The organism is Pseudomonas sp. MF08831 (assembly GCF_059862645.1).
In genome coordinates this window covers 419,755-438,988 of sequence record NZ_JCBCUX010000003.1, presented here as the reverse complement: position 1 = coordinate 438,988, position 19,234 = coordinate 419,755, and the positions used below count along the sequence as shown (strand labels likewise).

At 61.7% G+C, this 19,234-nt stretch carries 21 protein-coding genes; 12 read left to right on the top strand and 9 right to left on the bottom strand.

Going from position 1 to position 19,234, the window contains the following annotated elements; all coding sequences use genetic code 11:
• The first annotated feature begins 9 nt into the window (after positions 1–9).
• The 7 genes from hflC (at position 10) to cfaB (ending at position 7,247) form a co-directional block, all read left to right on the top strand.
• A complete protein-coding gene (gene hflC / locus AC19YS_RS08225; RefSeq protein WP_106575949.1) occupies positions 10–999 on the top strand; it encodes a protease modulator HflC in 990 nt (329 codons plus the stop codon).
• Positions 996–2,030 carry a protease modulator HflK gene (gene hflK, locus AC19YS_RS08220; RefSeq protein ID WP_169367886.1) on the top strand — a complete coding sequence of 345 codons (1,035 nt, stop codon included), beginning with the start codon at positions 996–998 and terminating at the stop codon, positions 2,028–2,030. The genes hflC and hflK overlap by 4 nt, the downstream gene beginning before the upstream one ends.
• Positions 2,027–3,913 (top strand): cation-translocating P-type ATPase, encoded by a 1,887-nt coding sequence (locus AC19YS_RS08215; protein WP_500601423.1) that lies wholly within the window; start codon positions 2,027–2,029, stop codon positions 3,911–3,913. Before hflK ends, AC19YS_RS08215 begins: the two co-directional genes overlap by 4 nt.
• A gap of 116 nt (positions 3,914–4,029) precedes the next feature.
• Positions 4,030–4,284 (top strand): BufA2 family periplasmic bufferin-type metallophore, encoded by a 255-nt coding sequence (bufA2, locus tag AC19YS_RS08210; RefSeq protein WP_106575946.1) that lies wholly within the window; start codon positions 4,030–4,032, stop codon positions 4,282–4,284.
• 66 nt (positions 4,285–4,350) lie between these two features.
• Complete coding sequence (gene bufB / locus AC19YS_RS08205) at positions 4,351–5,196, top strand: MNIO family bufferin maturase (protein WP_106575945.1); 846 nt, start codon at positions 4,351–4,353, stop codon at positions 5,194–5,196.
• Positions 5,187–5,975: an HvfC/BufC family peptide modification chaperone gene (locus AC19YS_RS08200; RefSeq protein WP_500601422.1), complete on the top strand. Its 789-nt coding sequence runs from the start codon at positions 5,187–5,189 to the stop codon at positions 5,973–5,975. The genes bufB and AC19YS_RS08200 overlap by 10 nt, the downstream gene beginning before the upstream one ends.
• Positions 5,976–6,062: 87 nt before the next feature.
• Positions 6,063–7,247 (top strand): C17 cyclopropane fatty acid synthase CfaB, encoded by a 1,185-nt coding sequence (cfaB, locus tag AC19YS_RS08195; RefSeq protein ID WP_106575943.1) that lies wholly within the window; start codon positions 6,063–6,065, stop codon positions 7,245–7,247.
• Between the two features lie 138 nt (positions 7,248–7,385).
• On the opposite strand, the gene cls is transcribed toward cfaB, so the two are convergent.
• Positions 7,386–8,825 (bottom strand): cardiolipin synthase, encoded by a 1,440-nt coding sequence (gene cls, locus AC19YS_RS08190; RefSeq protein WP_200624103.1) that lies wholly within the window; start codon positions 8,823–8,825, stop codon positions 7,386–7,388.
• A gap of 130 nt (positions 8,826–8,955) precedes the next feature.
• On the opposite strand from cls, the gene AC19YS_RS08185 reads away from it, so the two are divergent.
• The gene (locus AC19YS_RS08185; protein WP_500601421.1) at positions 8,956–9,477 is read left to right on the top strand and encodes a DUF3617 domain-containing protein; all 522 of its coding nucleotides are present in this window, start codon (positions 8,956–8,958) and stop codon (positions 9,475–9,477) included.
• On the opposite strand, the gene AC19YS_RS08180 is transcribed toward AC19YS_RS08185, so the two are convergent.
• Genes AC19YS_RS08180 through folE2 form a run of 7 tightly spaced genes read right to left on the bottom strand, consistent with a single transcriptional unit; the run spans position 9,474 to position 15,099 of the window.
• The gene (locus AC19YS_RS08180; protein ID WP_500601420.1) at positions 9,474–10,811 is read right to left on the bottom strand and encodes a dihydroorotase; all 1,338 of its coding nucleotides are present in this window, start codon (positions 10,809–10,811) and stop codon (positions 9,474–9,476) included. The genes AC19YS_RS08185 and AC19YS_RS08180 overlap by 4 nt on opposite strands.
• A 3-nt stretch (positions 10,812–10,814) precedes the next feature.
• Positions 10,815–11,375: a gamma carbonic anhydrase family protein gene (locus AC19YS_RS08175; protein ID WP_017135756.1), complete on the bottom strand. Its 561-nt coding sequence runs from the start codon at positions 11,373–11,375 to the stop codon at positions 10,815–10,817.
• Positions 11,372–11,785, bottom strand: coding sequence for a phosphoribosyl-AMP cyclohydrolase (gene hisI, locus AC19YS_RS08170; protein WP_179610051.1), 414 nt, complete (start codon positions 11,783–11,785; stop codon positions 11,372–11,374). Before hisI ends, AC19YS_RS08175 begins: the two co-directional genes overlap by 4 nt.
• Complete coding sequence (locus tag AC19YS_RS08165; RefSeq protein WP_500601418.1) at positions 11,782–12,660, bottom strand: metal ABC transporter substrate-binding protein; 879 nt, start codon at positions 12,658–12,660, stop codon at positions 11,782–11,784. The genes hisI and AC19YS_RS08165 overlap by 4 nt, the downstream gene beginning before the upstream one ends.
• An 11-nt stretch (positions 12,661–12,671) precedes the next feature.
• A complete protein-coding gene (locus tag AC19YS_RS08160) occupies positions 12,672–13,538 on the bottom strand; it encodes a metal ABC transporter permease (RefSeq protein WP_106575938.1) in 867 nt (288 codons plus the stop codon).
• Entirely contained in the window at positions 13,538–14,206 is a 669-nt protein-coding gene (locus AC19YS_RS08155; protein WP_106575937.1) for a metal ABC transporter ATP-binding protein, read from the bottom strand. Before AC19YS_RS08155 ends, AC19YS_RS08160 begins: the two co-directional genes overlap by 1 nt.
• Positions 14,203–15,099, bottom strand: a complete 897-nt coding sequence (gene folE2 / locus AC19YS_RS08150; RefSeq protein WP_500601417.1) for a GTP cyclohydrolase FolE2 — start codon at positions 15,097–15,099, stop codon at positions 14,203–14,205. The genes AC19YS_RS08155 and folE2 overlap by 4 nt, the downstream gene beginning before the upstream one ends.
• Positions 15,100–15,227: 128 nt before the next feature.
• Between folE2 and AC19YS_RS08145 the strand changes: the two genes are divergently transcribed.
• Positions 15,228–16,439, top strand: a complete 1,212-nt coding sequence (locus AC19YS_RS08145) for an N-acetylmuramoyl-L-alanine amidase (protein ID WP_200624099.1) — start codon at positions 15,228–15,230, stop codon at positions 16,437–16,439.
• Here AC19YS_RS08145 and AC19YS_RS08140 read toward each other — a convergent pair.
• A complete protein-coding gene (locus AC19YS_RS08140) occupies positions 16,436–16,804 on the bottom strand; it encodes a glutamine synthetase (RefSeq protein WP_200624098.1) in 369 nt (122 codons plus the stop codon). The two genes, AC19YS_RS08145 and AC19YS_RS08140, sit on opposite strands and share 4 nt — an antisense overlap.
• A gap of 127 nt (positions 16,805–16,931) precedes the next feature.
• On the opposite strand from AC19YS_RS08140, the gene dksA reads away from it, so the two are divergent.
• From dksA to AC19YS_RS08125, 3 genes are read left to right on the top strand one after another with little or no spacing between them, the layout of a single operon-like run.
• The gene (dksA, locus tag AC19YS_RS08135; RefSeq protein ID WP_500601415.1) at positions 16,932–17,336 is read left to right on the top strand and encodes an RNA polymerase-binding protein DksA; all 405 of its coding nucleotides are present in this window, start codon (positions 16,932–16,934) and stop codon (positions 17,334–17,336) included.
• A gap of 27 nt (positions 17,337–17,363) precedes the next feature.
• Positions 17,364–18,569, top strand: coding sequence for a zinc metallochaperone GTPase ZigA (zigA, locus tag AC19YS_RS08130; protein WP_500601413.1), 1,206 nt, complete (start codon positions 17,364–17,366; stop codon positions 18,567–18,569).
• Positions 18,569–19,213: a DUF1826 domain-containing protein gene (locus tag AC19YS_RS08125; RefSeq protein ID WP_179676449.1), complete on the top strand. Its 645-nt coding sequence runs from the start codon at positions 18,569–18,571 to the stop codon at positions 19,211–19,213. Before zigA ends, AC19YS_RS08125 begins: the two co-directional genes overlap by 1 nt.
• Positions 19,214–19,234 lie beyond the last annotated feature (21 nt).

Here is a 19,234-nt window from a genome sequence, read left to right as displayed (position 1 = left end):
GTCTGTCTGTTGAGCGCTCATTCTCACGATCATGGTCATCATCATCACGGCCACCACCATCACCATCACGGTGATGAGCAAGCCGCTGGCCCGTTTCCTTGGCGGCGCATGGCCTGGGCGGTGTTGCTGGTGCTGTTTGCGGTGGCGGCCGCCAGCCTGGTGCAGGTGCGTTCCGGCGAAGCCACGGTGATTACGCGGTTCGGTAACCCGTCGCGGGTGCTGCTGGAGCCTGGCCTGGGCTGGCGCTGGCCGGCGCCGTTCGAAGCGGCGATCCCGGTAGACCTGCGCTTGCGCACCACCTCCAGCGGTTTGCAGGACGTGGGCACCCGCGATGGCTTGCGGATTATCGTGCAGGCTTATGTGGCGTGGCAGGTGCAGGGCGATGCCGACAATGTGCAGCGCTTTATGCGCGCGGTGCAGAACCAGCCGGATGAAGCGGCGCGGCAGATTCGCACCTTCGTCGGCTCGGCGCTGGAAACCACTGCGGCCAGCTTTGACCTGTCCAGCCTGGTCAACACCGACGCCAGCCAAGTGCGCATCGCCGATTTTGAGGCACAGTTGCGCCAGCAGATTGATCAACAATTGCTCACCACTTACGGTGTGCGCGTGGCGCAAGTCGGTGTCGAGCGTCTGACCTTGCCGTCGGTCACCCTCACCGCCACCGTTGACCGCATGCGCGCCGAGCGCGAGACCATCGCCACCGAACGCACCGCCGTGGGCAAACGTGAAGCGGCGCAGATTCGCTCCGCCGCCGAACGCGATGCGCGCATCGTGCAGGCCGATGCCACGGTGAAAGCCGCCGATATCGAGGCGCAGTCGCGGGTCGAAGCGGCGCAGATCTATGGCCGTGCCTACGCCGGCAATCCGCAGCTGTACAACCTGCTGCGCTCGCTGGACACCTTGGGCACAGTCGTGACACCGGGCACCAAAATCATCCTGCGCACTGACGCCGCGCCGTTCCGCGCACTGGTGGACGGGCCGAAGGATGTTCAGCCATGAGTGAGCGTGACAGCCCGGACAGCCCATGGATCCAGGCCGGGCGCCTGACCTTCCTGGCGCTGTACGCGGTGACGGTGTTGGCGGCGTTGGCCTGGGCGTTTTCCAATGTGCGCCAGATCGACCCGCAGAACCGCGCCGTGGTGTTGCACTTTGGCGCGCTGGATCGTATTCAAAATGCCGGTCTGTTATTGGCGTGGCCGCAGCCGTTTGAGCAAGTAGTGCTGTTGCCAGCAGCCGACCGTGTGATTGAGCGTCGGGTGGAAAACCTGCTGCGCTCCGACGCAGCGACCCAGGCGGACCGTGTGGCCACGTTTGCCGCGCCGTTGAGCGACGCGCTGGCAGGCTCCGGTTACTTGCTGACCGGCGACGCCGGTGTGGTGCAGCTGGATGTGCGGGTGTTTTACAAGGTCACCGAACCCTACGCGTTCGTGCTGCAGGGCGAGCATGTGCTGCCGGCGCTGGATCGCCTGGTGACGCGCAGCGCCGTGGCGCTGGCGGCGGCGCGCGACCTGGACACCATTCTGGTAGCGCGCCCGGAATTGATCGGCAGCGATAACGGCGCCGCCGAGCGCCGCGAGCGGCTGCGCGGCGATCTGGTGCAAGGCATCAATAAACGCTTGGCGGACTTGGCCTCCACCGGTTTGGGGTTGGGCATCGAGGTGACGCGTGTCGACGTGCAATCAAGCCTGCCGGGCCCGGCGGTGAATGCCTTCAACGCAGTGCTGACGGCCAGCCAACAAGCCGATAAAGCCGTGGCCAATGCGCGCACCGACGCGGAAAAACTCACCCAAGCCGCCAATCAGGAGGCCGACCGTGTCGTACAAGTGGCCCACGCCCAAGCCAGCGAGCGCCTGGCCAATGCCCAAGCGCAAACGGCCACCGTCGCCAGCCTGGCCCAGGTCAAAGACCCAGGCCTCATGCTGCGTCTGTACCGCGAACGCTTGCCGAAGATTCTCGGCCAGGCCGGTTCTGTGACCACGGTCGATCCCAAAGACGACTCCCGCTTGATCATCCAGGGAGCCGAACAATGAGCGCGCCTATGTTGACGTCCGCCGAGCAGCGCAGTGCTGCCCGGCAATTGACCCTGGCCATGTTAGCCCTGGGCTTATTGGTATTGGGGTTGGTGTGGCGCTGGCTGGCGCCGGACCAGAACGGTGTCAGCCAACTGTTGCTCGGCGTCGCCTCTTTGCTGGTGGCCGTGCCGGTGATGCGTTCGGCCTGGTACAGCCTGCGTTACCCGAGCCTGCATGGCATCACCGACCAATTGATCGCCCTGGCGATGATGGGCGCGTGGGCCACGGGCGACTTGCTGACGGCTGCATTGCTGCCGATCATCATGATTTTCGGCCACGTGCTGGAAGAGCGCAGTGTGATTGGCTCCCAGGAAGCGATTCATGCCCTGGGCAAACTGACCCGCAGCCATGCGCGGTTGGTGCAGGCCGACGGCAGCATTGTGGAAGTGGATAACGGCACGCTGAACACCGGCGATATCGTCGAAGTGCGTGCCGGTGATCGCGTGCCGGCCGACGGTGTGGTGCTGTCGGGCCAGGCGAGCCTGGACACGGCGCCGATCACCGGTGAGTCGGTGCCGCTGGAAGCCAGCGTGGGCGTGCAGGTGTTTGGTGGCGCGATCAACCTCGACGGCTTGCTGCGCCTGGAAGTGACGCGCACCGGTAACGAATCGACCCTGGGCAAAGTCATTGCGCTGATGCAGAACGCCGAACGCTCCAAGCCGCCGATCACGCGGCTGCTGGAGCGTTACGCCGGCAGCTATATGGTGCTGGTGTTGCTGCTGGCGGCGGTGACCTGGTTTGTGACCAATGACGCCCAGGCAATGTTGGCCGTGCTGGTAGCGGCGTGCCCGTGCGCCTTGGTGCTGTCGGCACCGGCCACGGCGATTGCCGGGATCGCAGTGGCGGCGCGGCACGGAATTTTGATTCGCAGCTCGGCATTTCTGGAGGAGTTGGCGGACCTGACCTCGCTGGTGGTGGATAAGACCGGCACGCTGACGTTTGGCACTCTGCGTTTGCAGTCCATCGACACCACAACGCCGGATCGGCAGGTGTTGTTGAATCTTGCCGCCAGCCTGGGTTCGGCCAGCAGCCACCCGGTCAGCCGTGCGTTGGCGGGGCTGGCAACGCAGGAACAAATGCTGGGGCTGACGGATATTCGCGAACGCCAGGGCCTGGGTGTGGTGGCGCAGACCGAGCAGGGCGAAGCAGCCTTGGGGCGCCCGGAGTTGTTCGAACAGCTGGGCATTGTGACCACTCAGGTGCCGAACCACGATGGCCCGATCGCCGGTCTGGCGCTGAACGGCCAATTCCTCGCCTGGCTGTTGCTCGCCGACAGCGTCAAGCCGGAAGCGCGCCAGGCCCTGCAGGAGCTACGCGACTTGGGCCTGGGCCGCCAGCTGCTGCTGACGGGTGACCGTCAAAGCGTGGCCGACAGCCTGGCGCTGGATGTCGGTATCAGCGACGTCGAAGCCCAGGCACTGCCGGAAGACAAGCTCAACCGCGTGCTTGGGGAAATCGGCAGTGGCTTCCGGCCAATGGTCGTCGGTGATGGCATCAATGACTCGCTGGCGCTCAAGGCGGGCGTGGTGGGTGTGGCAATGGGCGCGGGCGGTGCGGACATCGCGCTGGCGTCGGCGGATGTGGTGTTGATCGGCAGCGACCTGCGGCGCCTGGGCACGTGCGTGCGCTTGAGTCGCCAGTGCCGCCACACGTTGCAGGTTAACGTGATCATCGGGTTGGGCTGGACGCTGGCTATCGTGGTGTTTGCCGCGTTTGGCTGGCTGGGCGCGGCCGGCGCCATGATTGCGGCGGTTTTGCATAACCTCAGCACCTTGCTGGTACTGGGCAACGCCGGGCGTTTGCTGCGGTTTCAGGAGCCACTTTTGAAGCTTGAAGAATAAATTCAGAAATATCTGCATACAGCTGTAACGCCGATAAGGGTCCTCACTCTAGTGGTATGTCGAGACTGAACACTCCGTTCAGACCGGCGCCCCTACCGATCATGAGGACTCTAAAAATGAACTTCAAATCCGCTGCTGCTGGTGCCGCCCTTGCGATGGCCGCCGCTACCCTGTTTGCTGGTGTGGTCACCCAGGCTCAAGCCGCTGACACGGCTGTGCACTGCTACGGTATCAACGCCTGCAAAGGCCAGAACGACTGCAAAACCAAGGACCATGCTTGCAAAGGTCAGGGTTCTTGCAAAGGCCAGGGTTTCCTTGCCAAGCCCTCCGCTGATGCCTGCATGAAGGCTGGCGGCACCGTCGGCGAGTAACCGGCACCGAGTGCACCCGCAGCGGACGCCCCCCACCGCTGCGGACACTTTGCCTTGGAGCGAATCATGTCCGCGTCCCTTCCAAGTCTGGGTTACGGCCTGGGTTTACGCAGTGAGTACTACCAGCAGATCCTTGAACAATCGCCGGCAGTGGATTGGTTTGAAGTGATCTCCGAGAATTATCTGGTCCAGGGCGGTAAAGCCTTGTACTACCTGGATGCGATAGCCGAGCGCTATCCCCTGGTGATGCACGGTGTGTCCCTGTCCATCGGCGGGCCGCATGCCCTCGATACCGATTACCTGAAACACATCAAACAGCTCGCCGAGCGCATTCAGCCGGCGTGGGTTTCCGATCACCTGTGCTGGAGTCGCGGCAACGCGCATCAGTTGCATGACCTGCTGCCGCTGCCCTACACCGAAGAAAGCCTTTACCACGTGGCCGGCCGCGTGCGCCAAGTGCAAGACGCATTGCAGCGTCCGCTGGTGCTGGAAAACGTTTCCAGCTATGTGCGTTCCAAGGCCGACGAGTTCACCGAGTGGGAATTCCTCAAGGCCCTGGCCCACCTTACCGGCTGCCAGCTGTTGTTGGACGTGAACAATGTGTATGTCAGCTCGCGTAATCACGGCTTCGACGCCTGGACGTTTATCCGCAGCCTGCCGCCTGAAAGCATCCGCCAACTGCACTTGGCCGGGCATATGGATTACGGCGACTACGTGGTCGATACCCATGATCACCCGGTGTGCGATCCGGTGTGGGCGCTGTATCAACAGACGCTGGAGCTGTTGGGGCCGGTGTCGACATTGCTGGAGCGCGATGACCATTTCCCGCCGTTCGAGGAGTTGCTCGCCGAGTTGAGCAAGGCCCGTGAACTGGGCGCCAGCGCGCTGGCCAGGAGGGCGTTATGCGCCTGATCGACTGGCAGTTGGCGTTTGAGCAGCATCTGTTATCCGAAAGCGCGGTGGCCAACAGTGGGTTTGCCGCGACCTTGCTGGGTGGGCCGACTCTGGATGTGGACACGGGCCTGGCGATTTACCACAACGCCTATGTGTCGCGGCTTCAGGAGGTGCTGCGGCATGACTTCGGCGCCATCCGGTATTGGTTGGGGGACGATGAGTTTGCAGTGCTGACAGACGCCTATGTGCGCCGCTGTCCGTCGGCCCATTACAGCCTGCGTTGGCTGGGCGAGCGGTTCCCGGCGTTTCTCGTCGAGCATCTGGTAGAGGAGCACAGTGCGCCGCTGGCCGAGTTGGCGCGGTTGGAGTGGGCGTTTACCTTGGCATTCGATGCGCCGCCGGGTGAGCCGCTGGGCCTGAATGACATGGCGCAGCTGGCCCCTGAAAACTGGCCGGGTTTGCAGGTAAGCCTGGCGCCTTCGGTGCAACAGGTGCTGTGCCATTTCAATAGCGTGGCGATTTGGCGCGCGAGCAGGGATGAGTTGGATTTCCCTGACAGCCAGGCGCTGGAAGGGGCGCAGATGTGTCTGGTGTGGCGTCACCAGAATGTGTGCCATTACCGCAGCCTTGAGCCGGCTGAAGCCTGCGCGCTGGTGGGAATGGTGACCACCGGCTGGAATTTTTCAGAACTGTGCACAGGGTTGGCAGTCACTTATGGAGAGGGTGCGCCACTGCAAGCGGTGACGTGGCTGAAACAGTGGATCCAGGACGGTTTGCTCGAGCATCGAGCCTCATAGTTTAGTGCTATCAATCCGATAGCCTCCTACTTTGTCTTCGGATGGTCTACCCTCACTCCAGACGTCTGAAACAAGGGGGGACTACTCATGCTCGCGCAACTTCCACCGGCCTTACAGAATCTCAAGCTACCGCTGCGTCTTCGACTCTGGGACGGCCACGAATTTAACTTGGGCCCCGAGCCCAGTGTGACGATCGTGGTGAAGGACCCCACGGTCGTGTCCAGCCTGACTCATCCAACGCTGGACTCATTGGGCGAAGCCTTCGTCGAGGGCAGACTGGAGCTGGAAGGCTCCATCAGCGAGGTGATCCGGGTATGTGACGAGCTGAGTCACGCCCTGATTGATGACGACGAGGGGAGTCGTCCGGTGCGCTCGATCCACGACAAGGCCACTGATGCTGCGGCCATTTCCTACCATTACGACCTGTCCAACGAGTTCTACCAGCTGTGGCTGGACCAGGACATGGCGTACTCCTGCGGTTATTTCGAAACCGGCAGCGAATCCATCGATCAGGCCCAACAAGACAAATTTCGCCACCTGTGCCGCAAGTTGCGGCTGCAGCCAGGCGAGTATTTGCTCGACGTCGGCTGTGGGTGGGGTGGGTTGGCGCGTTTTGCGGCGCGCGAGTTCGGCGTCAAAGTGTTTGGGATCACGCTGAGCAAAGAGCAGCTGGCGCTGGCCCGTGAACGGGTCAAGGCCGAGGGGCTGGAAGACCAGGTAGACCTGCAACTGCTCGACTACCGCGACCTGCCGCAGGACGGTCGTTTCGACAAAGTGGTGAGCGTGGGCATGTTTGAGCACGTTGGCCACGCCAACCTGGCGGAGTACTGCAAGGTGCTGTTTGGCGCCGTGCGCGAAGGCGGCCTGGTGATGAACCACGGCATCACCGCCAAGCACACCGACGGTCGCCCCGTGGGCCGTGGCGCCGGCGATTTTATCGAGCGTTATGTGTTCCCCAACGGCGAGCTGCCGCACCTGGCGATGATGACGGCGGAAATCAGCGAAGTCGGGCTGGAAGTGGTCGACGTCGAAAGCCTGCGCCTGCATTACGCGCGCACGCTGGACCATTGGAGTGAACGCCTGGAAGACAACTTGGAGGCGGCAGCCAAGATGGTGCCGGAGCAAGCGTTGCGGATCTGGCGGCTGTACCTGGCCGGTTGCGCGTATGCGTTTGCGCGGGGCTGGATCAACTTGCACCAGATATTGGCAGTGAAGCCTCACGCTGATGGCAGCCATGAACTGCCGTGGACGCGGGAAGATATCTACCGCTGAAACACGGTTATGAAACGCTGAAGATGTAAATGTGGGAGCGGGCTTGCTCGCGAATGCGGTGGTTCAGCCAATCTATTTGGTCCTGATACACCGCATTCGCGAGCAAGCCCGCTCCCACATTTTTTTCTGTGTTGTTTGTTAGAGAATCGGTGAGATCAAACGCGCCACCCGCATGCCCAGCTGTTGCAGGCGACGGGTCTCGCGGCTTTCTTCCTGGCTGACTTCATGCGCCTGTGCGAAGTCGTCCAGCAGCATCTGCTCCACTTGGCTGGCAAACGCTTCATCGACCGTCAGCAACATCACTTCGAAATTCAGCCGGAACGAACGGTTGTCCATGTTCGCACTGCCGATTGCACTGATTTCGCTGTCCACCAGCACCACCTTCTGGTGCAGGAAGCCCGGCTTGTAGCGGAACACGCGCACGCCAGCGCGTACGGCTTCGATGGCGTAGAGGCTGGAGGCGGCGTAGACGATACGGTGATCAGGCCGCGACGGCAGCAGCAGGCGCACATCGACCCCGCGCAAAACCGCCAGGCGCAGGGCGGCGAACACCGCTTCATCGGGTACGAAATACGGGCTGGTGATCCACACGCGCTCGGTCGCCGCATGGATAGCTTCGACGAAAAACAGCGAGCAGGTTTCATACGGATCGGCCGGGCCGCTGGCGAGCAGTTGGCAGAGCACGCCGTCTTCAGGGTATGTATCAGGCAGGATCAGCGGCGGCAGCTCGCGCGCGGCCCAGAACCAGTCTTCGGCAAACGACTCCTGCAGGCACGCCACCACCGGGCCGGTGACCTGCACATGGGTGTCGCGCCACGGCGCCAGTGGCGGCTTTTTGCCCAAGTATTCGTCGCCGACGTTATGCCCGCCGACAAACCCGGTGAGGCCGTCGACCACCACGATTTTGCGGTGGTTGCGGAAGTTGACCTGGAACCGATTGAGCCAGCCGCTGCGGGTGGCGAACGCTTTGACTTTGACCCCGGCGTCGCGCAGCGACTGCACATAACTGTGGGGCAGGGCATGGCTACCGATGCGGTCGTAGAGCACGTAAATATCCACGCCTTCGGCAGCTTTTTCCTTCAGCAGGGCGTGCAACTGCCTGCCAAGATCGTCGTCATGAATGATAAAAAACTGGAACAGCACCGCCGTCTTAGCCTGGCGAATCGCCGCGAAAATCGCGCTGAACGTGGCATCGCCATTAATCAGCAAGCGCACGTCATTGTTGGCCAGGCACGGCATGCGGCCCAATTTGGGCATGGCGCGCAAAGACGCATAGGCGCTGGAGTTGCGCGCCGCCAAAGCTTCTTCGACCCACGGGCGCCAGTTCAGCGCGGTGATGGCGGTGTGCATTTCCTGGTTGGCCTGGCGACGCGCCTGGATGTACGCGTCAAAGGTGCTGCGGCCGAAGATGAGGTAGGGAATCAGCGTCAGGTAAGGCATGAACATCAGCGACAAGGCCCAGGCGATCGAGCCTTGGGCGGTCCTGACAGTCAGCACCGCGTGGATCGCGGCGAGCGTCCCGAGAAAATGCAGCGTGGCAATGAAGTAGGCGAGCAGGTGCGGGCCAAAAAAATCCATGAACGACATCACTCCAGGCAATCAAGTGCCTAACAGACCATGTTCGACGACGAATGTCGCTATTTTATTTGCCGTGCAACACTGGCGCCTTTGCAGCGTCTAACGCCCACAATTACCCAGGAGTTACCCGATGAATGCTCGTCTGCTTGGTTTGGCCATGGTTGTTGGATTGACGCTGCCCGTGGCGGCTCAGGCGCAGATGCTGGCGCCGGGCTTGTGGGAATTGACCACCAGCAATATGAAAGTCGATAACCAGGACTTGCCCGACCTGTCGCTGATCCTCGGTCAGCTCAAGCAACAGATGACGCCCGAACAGCGCGCCATGCTCGAAAAACAGGGCATCACCATGGCCGGCAAAGGCGTGCAGGTTTGCCTGACGCCTGCCCAGGTCGCGTCTGATTCCATTCCCCTGACCGACCCGCAATCGGGCTGCAAACAGCAAGTGACCGACAAAACCGGCAACCAGTGTAAATTTCGTTTCAGCTGCCCGAAAGCCCAAGGCACTGGCGTTGCAACCTTCCAGAGCCAGCAGGAATTCACCACCACCGTCAACGGTACGTTCAATGCCACCGGCGTTCAGCAGAAGGGCAGCCTGGACACTCATGCCCAATGGCTGGGCAACGATTGCGGTACGGTCAAACCCCGCGCTTAACGCAGAAAGTGCAGGGGCAGCCCCTGGCAACTGTCGACAACCTGGCCGTTGTGCCACGCCAGGTGGCCGGACACCAGGGTGGTGCTGACGCTGTGGCGAAAGCTGCGCTCGGCGAAGGGCGTCCAGCCGCAGCGCGCGAGAATCGGCTGGCTGCTGACGGGTTTGCCTTCGGGCTCAGGTTTGATCAGCACCAGATCGGCCCAATAGCCCTCGCGTAGATAGCCTCGGTCCGGGATAGCGAACAGGTCGGCCACACGGTGACTGGTCTTTGCCACCAGTGTGGTCAGTGGCAAATGCCCGTCAATCACCAGCTCCAACAACGCAGGCAGCGCGTGCTGCACCAGCGGCAGGCCTGACGGCGCTTGGCGATAGCCCAACTGTTTTTGCGCCCAGGTATGCGGCGCATGATCACTGCCGATCACATCCAGACGATGACTCAGCAAGGCCAGGCGCAGCGCGTCGCGGTCGGCGCGGGTCTTGATCGCCGGGTTGCATTTGATCTGGTGGCCGAGGCGATGATAGTCGCGGTCATCGAACAGCAGATGGTGCAGGCAGACCTCGGCGGTGATGCGCTTCTCGGCCAACGGCTTGTCTTCGAACAGGGCCAACTCGCGAGCGCTGGTCAGGTGCAGCACGTGCAGGCGCGTGCCGTGTCGCCGGGCCAGTTCCACCGCAAAAGACGAGGAGCGAAAACAGGCTTCGGCATCCCGGATTAGGGGGTGGGCGACGGCGGGAATGTGCTCGCCGAAGCGCTCACACAGGCGCTGTTCATTCGCGAGGATGCTCGGCGTGTGCTCGCAGTGGGCGAGGAGGATGGTCGGTACTTCGGCGAACAGCCGCTCGAGAATCCGCGGGTCATCCACCAGCATATTGCCGGTAGAGGCGCCCATGAACACTTTGACCCCGGCCACTTCACGCGGATCGAGGGCGGCGACGATGTCCAGGTTGTCGTTGCTCACGCCAAAGTGAAAACCGTAGTTGGCCACCGAGTGCAACGCGGCGCGGCGCTTCTTATCCGCCAGGGCTTCCAGGTTCAGGGTGGCAGGGTGGGTGTTAGGCATGTCCATGAAGCTGGTGATTCCACCGGCCACCGCCGCACGGGATTCGCTGTAGAAACTGCCTTTGTCGGGCGCGCCAGGATCGCGAAAGTGCACCTGGTCGTCGATCATGCCTGGCAGCAGCCATTGACCCTGGGCGTCAATTTCCACCGGCTCGTTATAGCCTTCGAGGCTGGCGGCAATCTTCTCGATGCGGCCATTGGCGACCAGTACGTCGGCATCGAACTCCCGGCCCTCATTCACCAGACGGGCATTGCGAATCAGCAGGCGGCTCATGGTTCAGAACTCGTTTTGCAGGGCTTTGTAACCACGCACCAGGTCGACGTTGGTGCGCGCCACGTCTTCAGAAAACTCCGAGGCGCTGACACTCACCGGCGGGAATTGCGACAGGTCGGTGTTCGGGCCGATGCGGGTGGTGGAGGGCACATAGAACGCGGCGGGCAAGTCGCGGCCGTCGACCACCGAGTTGTGGCGCACCACGCAGCCATCGCCGACGGCGCAGTTGAACAGCACGCTGTTGAAGCCGATAAACACGCGGTCGCCGACGGTGCAGGGGCCATGGACGATGGAGCGATGCGCGATGGAGGTAAATTCTCCAATGGTCACCGCCGCGCCGGATTTGGAATGAATAACCACGCCATCCTGAATGTTCGAATTGGCGCCGATGGTGATCGGGTCCATGTCGCCGGTGGCGTCGACTTCGTCAGCGCGGATCACGGCGTAAGGGCCGACGAAGACGTTCTCGCCGATGATGACCTTGCCGCAGATGATCGCGGTTTTATCCACGTAGGCCGATTCGGCAATCACCGGCAGATCGCCGGAAGGGTTCTTGCGGATCATGCGGAGGGCTCCGTAATGACATGAACGTAGGCGCCGTCGATGGCGTTGTAGAAGCAGGTGGGCCGGCCGGTGTGGCAGGCCGGGCCTTGTTGGTCGACGATCAGCAGCACTGCGTCGCCGTCGCAATCCAGCCGGGCCTCGACCAGTTGTTGCCAGTGGCCGGAGCTTTCACCTTTGCGCCACAGCTGCCCGCGCGAGCGCGACCAATAGCAGACTTGCCCGGTGGCCAGGGTTTCGGTGAGGGCCTGGCGGTTCATCCAGGCCAGCATCAACACCTCGCCGCTGCCGTGTTGCTGGGCGACGGCGGCAATCAGGCCATCGCTGTTCCACGCCACGGCGTCGAGCACGGTGTCGAGTGGAAAGCGGCTGCCCATGGCAGCCTCTTCCAGGTCGAGCAGGCTCAGGGTCATGGCTTGCTCAGGGCTGCGCACAGGGTGTTGAGGTTGTATTCGAACAGCCCGGTGAAGGTGCTGGCCGGGCCTTGGGCGGCGAGGGCGTCGGAGTACAACGTGCCGCCGATCTGCGCGCCGCTTTCGTCAGCAATCTGCTTGAGCAGGCGTGAGTCTTTGATGTTTTCCATGAACACGGCTTTGACCTTGTCTTTGCGGATCTGGGTGATCAGCGCAGCGACCTCGGCGGCAGACGGTTCGCGTTCAGTCGACAGACCCTGGGGCGCGAGGAACTGAATGCCGTAAGCCTGGCCCAGGTAACCGAAGGCGTCATGCGAGGTGACGATGCGGCGGTTGCCCGGTGGCAGCGCGCCGAACTTGGTCTTGGCCTCGACCAGCAAGCGGTAGATTTCTTTCAGGTAGGTTTGGCTGTTGCGCTGGTAATCGGCTTTGTTGGCCGGGTCGGCGGCAATCAACGCCTTGGTGATGTTGTTCACATAGATTTCGGCGTTGGCCAAGTTATGCCAGGCGTGCGGGTCGGGGATGGTTTCACCGTCTTCTTCCATGGTGTGAGAGATCACGCCTTTGCTGGCGGTCACGACCGTGGCTTTTGTTTCGGTGCTGGTCACCAGGCGGTCCAGCCAGGGTTCAAAGCCAAGGCCATTCTTGATGATGACCCGGGCCTTGAGCAGCGCCTTGGCGTCGTCCGGCGTGGGTTCGTAGGTATGGGCGTCGGCGTCCGGGCCGACCATGTTGCTGATCTGGATGTGATCGCCACCGATCTGGTGGGTGATGTCATCCAGAATACTGAAGCTGGTAACCACTTGAAGTCTGTCGGCGGCCTGAGCCATCGACAAGGGCAGCAGAAGGCTGAACATCACGAGTAAAGCGCGCATCGGGAAACACCTCATTGGGATGTAAGCAAGGGCGGGCGGCGCAGCAAGCCGTGCACCGGACCGAAGACCACGGACAGCAAATACCCGCCGCCTGCCACCAGCACGATGGCCGGGCCGCTGGGCAGTGAGTAGTAGAACGACAGCAACAAACCGAACCACACCGACAGGCATCCCAGCACCGCCGATACTGCAATCAACACCGGCAGGCGCCGGCTCCAGAACCGTGAAGCAATCGCCGGCAACATCATCAACCCCACCACCATCAACGCGCCGATGGCCTGGAAACCGATCACCAGGTTCAGCACCACCAAGGTCAGAAATAACCCATGAGCGAGCGGGCCGAGGCGGCTGACGGTTTGCAGGAACAGTGGGTCCAGGGTGTCGAGCAGCAACGGTTTGTAGATCAGCGCCATGGCGATCAGGCTGAAACCGGAGACCCAGAGCATCCCGGTGAGGGTGGTTTCATCCACGGCCAATGCGGACCCGAACAGCAGGTGCAGCAGGTCCAGGCGTTTGCCTGCGATGCCGAGGATCAGCACGCCGGCGGCGAGGGAGATCGGGTAGATGGCGGCGAGGCTGGCGTCTTCACGCAGGCCCGTGCGGCGGGTGATCCACGCGGATAAACCGGCCATGCTCAGGCCGGCGCCAAGACCGCCGATGGTCAGCGCGGGCAGGCTCAGCCCGGCAAACCAGAAGCCAAGCGCGGCGCCGGGCAGGATGCCGTGAGCTACGGCGTCGCCGATCAGGCTCATGCGCCGCAGGATCAGAAACACACCCAGCGGCGCGGTGCTGCAGGCGAGCACCAGCCCGCCGATGAGTGCGCGGCGCATGAACACGAAGTCGAAAAAAGGCATCCACAGGTGGGCGGCAAAATGCATCAGGCCACCTGCATGTGAGGTTGCGGGCGGATCAGCTCTTTGCTGGGGCCGAACACGCAGCCGGTGCTTTTGATCTGCACCACGTGCTGGGTGTGGTGGCGCACGGAGGCCAGGTCGTGACAGACGACGATGATCGTGCGGCCTTGGTCGTGCCAGGCGTGAATGTGTTTCCAGCACAGCGCCTGTCCGTCTTCATCGAGGGCGGCATGGGGTTCGTCGAGCAACAACACGGGCGCTTCGGCGAGGCTCATGCGGGCGAGCAGGGCGCGTTGCAGTTCGCCGCCGGACAAGGCCATCAGTGGGCGATGTTCCAGCCCACTGAGGCACCAGTCCTCCAGGACTGCCTGCAGACGTTCGTTGCGTTGGGGTGGCGTGAGCTGGGTGCCCCAGAAGCCGGCGGCGACCAGCTCTTGCAAGCTGATGGGGAACTGGCGATCCAAGTGCTGCTGCTGCGGCAGGAACGACAGGCCACCACGGCGCGGAACCTCCACACTGACCTTGCCCGCCAGCGGTTTTTGCAAGCCGGCGATCACTTTGAGCAAGCTGCTTTTGCCGGTGCCGTTGGCGCCGATGATGCCGGTGAGGCTGCCTTTTTCCAGGGTCAAATCCAGCGCTGGGGTGAGCGGTTGCCCAGGTGCACCCCAGCGCAAAGCGTTACAGGTGATCATGCAGAGTCTCTCGTCCAGCGGCTTTCAGCCACGGCATCGTGCGCGTGCAGGCTTTCGGCGTGGATCACTTTCAGGTGGAAGGCTTTGACGGCATCCGAGCGTTTCAAGGCGAGGTTGAGGCGGCGTGCGGCGTCTTCACAGAACATCAGGTTTTGCCCGTTGGCCAGCGCGAAGGCTTGTTCGTCCGCACGTTTCACCGCGGTTTGCACGGCGGTGCCGAGCGCAGCTTCGACGTCATCGATCAGTTCGGTGAGCGGCAAGGTGGACTGATTGGCGTCCAACTCAATAGAGAGCTGGGCGCTGCTGCGTTGGCTGTGGGGCGTGGCGACGATGCCGTTAGCGTTGCCGAGCCAGGTGAGTACGTCTTCGTGTTGCAGCGGCGTGCCGGCGAAATCTTGAAGAAATTGCTGCTGAATCAATTGCCTGGCGAGCGCAGCGGAGCAGGGGCAGGTCGAGGAATAAGTAACGTCAATTTTTAGTTCCACGTGGAACATCTGATTTTCCAGACGTGCCTCAATGCACACCGGGTAGCCTTTCCAGCCAGCCAATGGGCTGACCAACGCCGGGCGTTTAAGCAGCAAATCCGTGTGAATTCGTAGGTAGGCGTTCTTAGATAATCCTTCATGACTCTGTAGAAAGCGCTGCAGTACATTACGCAGAAGTGCAGGCGTAAGAAGCTGCTGGTCGAGCATTTCCAGGGCCAGGTACAGGCGCGACATATGAATGCCGCGGGCCTCGCCGTCGTCCAGGCTGACGCCGGCATCGGCGGAGGCAGTCAGGCGTTGGCCGTCGATAAGAATGGGCAAGGCGATGCCGCACATGCCTACCCAATCGAGCGGCAAGGCTTGGCGTGAAGCCTGCGCGGCGATATCCGGCAGAGTCAGCGCATTCATGAGCAGGTCCATCGTTGGAAATAAAAAGACATGTTATATTATAACTATTGAGTCGACGATGATTTTTCTGCTCCAGCCTTTCTTCAGTCATGTCGAGCAGGGACGCTCCTCTATTCGCGGTATATGTCATGCACAGACGTCAGCTCCTCAACCTGCTGCTGGTCAGCCCGCTGTTCACCTTTCCATTGGGGGCTTTTGCCACGCAGATTCGTAATGCGCGCCTGTGGCGCTCCGACGACAAACTGCGGCTGGTGTTCGACCTCAGCGGCCCGGTGCAATACAAGACCTTTTCCCTGACCTCACCGGAACGCGTGATCATCGACCTGAGCGGCGCCGGGCTCAGCGGTGATTTCTCGCAGTTGGCCTTGAAGAACAGCGGAATCACTTCGATCCGCTCCGGGCATTTTGGTAAAGCCGATACGCGCATCGTGCTGGACCTGGCCGCACCGATGCAGCTCAACAGCTTCTTGTTGCCGCCGCAGGATGGCCAAGGTCATCGCCTGGTACTCGACCTGACCGGCGCCACCCACGCGCCGCGCCAGATCGCCGCGCAGCCGCAGCCTCTGGTGGCGCCGGTGGACAAGGCGCATCCCAAGCGCGACATCATCGTAGTAGTCGATCCCGGCCACGGCGGCAAAGACCCAGGCGCCATCGGTTCCAAGGGCCAGCGCGAAAAGGACGTGGTGCTGTCCATCGCCCAATTGCTGGCCAAACGCTTGAAGCGTGAGAAGGGCTTTGACGTGAAACTGGTGCGCAACGACGACTTCTTCGTACCGCTGCGCAAGCGCGTGGACATCGCCCGTCAGCACAAGGCGGATATGTTTATCTCGGTGCACGCCGACGCCGCGCCACGGCTCACGGCCTCCGGGGCGTCGGTGTATGCGTTGTCTGAAGGCGGCGCCACCTCCGCCACGGCGCGCTTCATGGCGCAGCGTGAAAATGGCGCAGACCTGCTGGGCGCCACCACCTTGCTCAATCTCAAGGACAAGGACCCGATGCTGGCCGGGGTGATTCTCGACATGTCGATGAACGCCACCATCGCCTCCAGCCTGCAGCTGGGCAGCTCGGTGTTGGGCAGCCTGCAAAACATCACCACGCTGCACCAGAAGCGCGTGGAGCAGGCAGGGTTTGCGGTGCTCAAGTCACCGGATGTGCCGTCGATCCTGGTCGAGACCGGGTTCATTTCCAACACCCAGGACGCCCAGCGGCTGGTCACCGCGCGCCATCAACAGGCGGTGGCGGATGGGCTTTTCGAAGGCCTGAAAAAGTACTTCGAGAAGAACCCACCGATGAACAGCTACATGGCGTGGGTTCAGGAGCAGAAGAGCGGCCAGGTCTAACAGCCGGTAATGCGGCTGCACGTGAACTTCGCGCTGGTGCCGCCTGAGCTGGAAAACCGGTTGATGGTGGTCCAGCCCACGCGGCGCGTGTAGCCGACCCACGCCTCACCGTCGGACGCCAACCCGGTAAAGAACGTCAACTGCCCATAGCGGCTGTTGGTCTGTGCCCAGTAGCGTTTGCCGATCACCTCGAAACCGCGCAAATACGTGGTGCCGCCGGCAGTCGCCACGCTGTAGGCATTCCCCAGCGGATCCACGCAAGCCAGCAGGTTGGCGCTGCGCACGCAGGTAGCCGACAGGCTCGGCGTTTGTGCGCAGGCCGGTCCTGCCACTGCCAACAACAGGGCGCACACCAGGTATTTCATAAAGTTTCTCGGGGACCGGAACGGACTCAAGCATTGCGCCCTTCGTCGTGACGAGCAAGGGGGATTGGCTTAATTGCATTGTTATACTATAACATGAAAACACAGCCTGACCCGTGAACCGTTCTCCATGACTGAACAAGACCTTCTTGCCCTATCGCCCAACGATTACATGAATGAAGCCCAGCAAGGTTTCTTCCGCGAGCTGCTGCTGGGCCAGCGTTCTGAACTGCAAGCACGCATCGACGCTGAGTTCCTGGTGCTGCGTGAGCAGGAAACCAACAGCGACCCCGCCGATGTGGGCAGCGCCGAAGAACAGCGCCAATGGCAACTGCGCCGGCTGGAACGCGAAAAAAAGCTGCTGGACAAGATCGACGACGCTCTTGAACTGCTGGCCCGTGGCGAATACGGCTGGTGCCGTGAAACCGGCGACCCCATTGGCCTGAAACGCCTGCTGCTGCGCCCCACAGCGACCCTGAGTATCGAAGCCAAAGAACGTGAAGAGCTGCGCGAACGCCATCAACGGGCGATTTGACCGGCCAACCCTGATGAGGAACACCTGATGCCCAATCGTCTCCCCGTTACCGTGTTATCCGGATTTCTCGGCGCGGGTAAAAGCACGCTGCTCAACTATGTCCTGCGCAACCGCGACAACCTGCGGGTGGCGGTGATCGTCAACGACATGAGCGAAATCAACATCGACGGCAGCGAGGTGCAGCGCGACGTCACCCTCAACCGCTCCGAAGAAAAACTGGTGGAGATGAGCAACGGCTGCATCTGCTGCACCTTGCGTGAAGACTTGCTGGAAGAAGTCGGAAAACTCGCCAAGGAAGGTCGGTTCGATTACCTGTTGATCGAATCCACCGGCATTTCCGAGCCGTTACCCGTGGCCGAAACCTTCACCTTCCGCGACGAAAACGAGCAAAGTCTGGCCGATATTGCGCGTCTGGACACTATGGTCACCGTGGTCGACGGCATGAATTTCCTGCTCGACTACCAGGCCGCGGAAAGCCTGGCCTCACGTGGTGAAACCCTGGGAGAGGAGGACGAACGCTCAATCACCGACCTGCTGATCGAGCAGATCGAATTCGCTGACGTAATCCTGATCAGCAAGATCGACCTGATCAGCAGCCGTGAGCGCGAGGAACTGATGGCGATTCTCGAACGACTCAACGCTCAGGCCGAAATTATCCCGATGGTCATGGGCGAAGTGCCGCTGAACAAAATCCTCAACACCGGTCGCTTCGACTTCGAGCGCGCCGCCCAAGCGCCAGGTTGGTTACAGGAACTGCGCGGTGAACATGTGCCGGAAACCGAAGAGTACGGCATCGCCTCCACGGCTTATCGCGCGCGCCGGCCGTTTCATCCTCAGCGTTTTTTCGACTTTATCGACCGCCCGTGGGTGAACGGCAAACTGCTGCGCTCCAAAGGCTTTTTCTGGCTGGCCAGCAAGCATCAGGATGCAGGCAGTTGGTCCCAGGCTGGCGGGCTGATGCGCCATGGTTTTGCCGGGCGCTGGTGGCGTTTTGTGCCGAAAAGCCAATGGCCGCAGGATGAAGAAAGCGTAGCGGCGATCATGGCCAACTGGCAGCTGAGTACCGGTGATTGCCGTCAGGAATTAGTGTTCATCGGGCAAAATATCGACTTCAACCAGATGCGCGCCGAACTGGACGCCTGCCTGCTCACCGATGAAGAAATGGCCGTTGGCGTCGAAGGTTGGCGCCTGCTGGCTGATCCCTTTGGCCCTTGGTTCGAGCAGGTAGCCTGATGCTGGCCCCGGTTATTCCATTGCGCCCCGTGATCCGCCAAACGTGCGGTGAAACGCCGCTGGCGCTGGCTGACATCCTGGAAGACGGGGTGAACCTGGCGGTTTGGCAACGCCAGTTGCCTCTGCATATCGCCGAGTTTGGAGCCTTGCTGGTTGCGCTGAACGAGCCGCTGGCCGACTCCTTTGTCATCGAGCTCAATGCCGAAGACGCGGTGCCGAACTTGCAGGGGTTGGCGTCCGGTTGCCGAGATCTTGAAGGCTACGAGGGCTTTATTGCTGATGTGTCTTGGTTGGTCAGCGCGTTTGCCTGTTTGCTGGGCGCCAAGCGCATTGGCGTGCGCTTGCGGCTGCTGGACAAGGCCATGTGCCCGCGTTTTCACGTTGACCATGTGCCGGTGCGACTGATCACCACCTACGCCGGCATTGGTAGCCAGTGGTTGCGCGAAGGCGTTATGGACCGCCGCAAACTGGCACAGTCGGACGCGGAACCCACCGAGCGCATCGAGCAGATCCTCTGTGGCGAAGTCGCCATGCTCAAGGGCACGCAATGGCATGGCAACGAAGCTCACGGCTTGATTCATCGCTCGCCTGCACTCAAGGCTGATGAGCGGCGGTTGATCCTGACGCTGGATTGGCTCGCATAACCGGGTAGGATCAAGCTCTCT

Coding starts and splice junctions, on each gene's coding strand:
- AC19YS_RS08200 (WP_500601422.1), top strand. CDS start 5,187: ATGCGCCTGATCGACTGGCAGTTGGCGTTTGAGCAGCATCTGTTATCC.
- hflK (WP_169367886.1), top strand. CDS start 996: ATGAGTGAGCGTGACAGCCCGGACAGCCCATGGATCCAGGCCGGGCGC.
- AC19YS_RS08175 (WP_017135756.1), bottom strand. CDS start 11,375: ATGATCCGCAAGAACCCTTCCGGCGATCTGCCGGTGATTGCCGAATCG.
- cls (WP_200624103.1), bottom strand. CDS start 8,825: ATGGATTTTTTTGGCCCGCACCTGCTCGCCTACTTCATTGCCACGCTG.
- cfaB (WP_106575943.1), top strand. CDS start 6,063: ATGCTCGCGCAACTTCCACCGGCCTTACAGAATCTCAAGCTACCGCTG.
- AC19YS_RS08125 (WP_179676449.1), top strand. CDS start 18,569: ATGCTGGCCCCGGTTATTCCATTGCGCCCCGTGATCCGCCAAACGTGC.
- AC19YS_RS08145 (WP_200624099.1), top strand. CDS start 15,228: ATGCACAGACGTCAGCTCCTCAACCTGCTGCTGGTCAGCCCGCTGTTC.
- zigA (WP_500601413.1), top strand. CDS start 17,364: ATGCCCAATCGTCTCCCCGTTACCGTGTTATCCGGATTTCTCGGCGCG.
- bufA2 (WP_106575946.1), top strand. CDS start 4,030: ATGAACTTCAAATCCGCTGCTGCTGGTGCCGCCCTTGCGATGGCCGCC.
- AC19YS_RS08155 (WP_106575937.1), bottom strand. CDS start 14,206: ATGATCACCTGTAACGCTTTGCGCTGGGGTGCACCTGGGCAACCGCTC.
- hisI (WP_179610051.1), bottom strand. CDS start 11,785: ATGACCCTGAGCCTGCTCGACCTGGAAGAGGCTGCCATGGGCAGCCGC.
- AC19YS_RS08180 (WP_500601420.1), bottom strand. CDS start 10,811: ATGAGCCGCCTGCTGATTCGCAATGCCCGTCTGGTGAATGAGGGCCGG.
- AC19YS_RS08215 (WP_500601423.1), top strand. CDS start 2,027: ATGAGCGCGCCTATGTTGACGTCCGCCGAGCAGCGCAGTGCTGCCCGG.
- AC19YS_RS08185 (WP_500601421.1), top strand. CDS start 8,956: ATGAATGCTCGTCTGCTTGGTTTGGCCATGGTTGTTGGATTGACGCTG.
- AC19YS_RS08165 (WP_500601418.1), bottom strand. CDS start 12,660: ATGCGCGCTTTACTCGTGATGTTCAGCCTTCTGCTGCCCTTGTCGATG.
- AC19YS_RS08160 (WP_106575938.1), bottom strand. CDS start 13,538: ATGCATTTTGCCGCCCACCTGTGGATGCCTTTTTTCGACTTCGTGTTC.
- folE2 (WP_500601417.1), bottom strand. CDS start 15,099: ATGAATGCGCTGACTCTGCCGGATATCGCCGCGCAGGCTTCACGCCAA.
- AC19YS_RS08140 (WP_200624098.1), bottom strand. CDS start 16,804: ATGAAATACCTGGTGTGCGCCCTGTTGTTGGCAGTGGCAGGACCGGCC.
- dksA (WP_500601415.1), top strand. CDS start 16,932: ATGACTGAACAAGACCTTCTTGCCCTATCGCCCAACGATTACATGAAT.
- bufB (WP_106575945.1), top strand. CDS start 4,351: ATGTCCGCGTCCCTTCCAAGTCTGGGTTACGGCCTGGGTTTACGCAGT.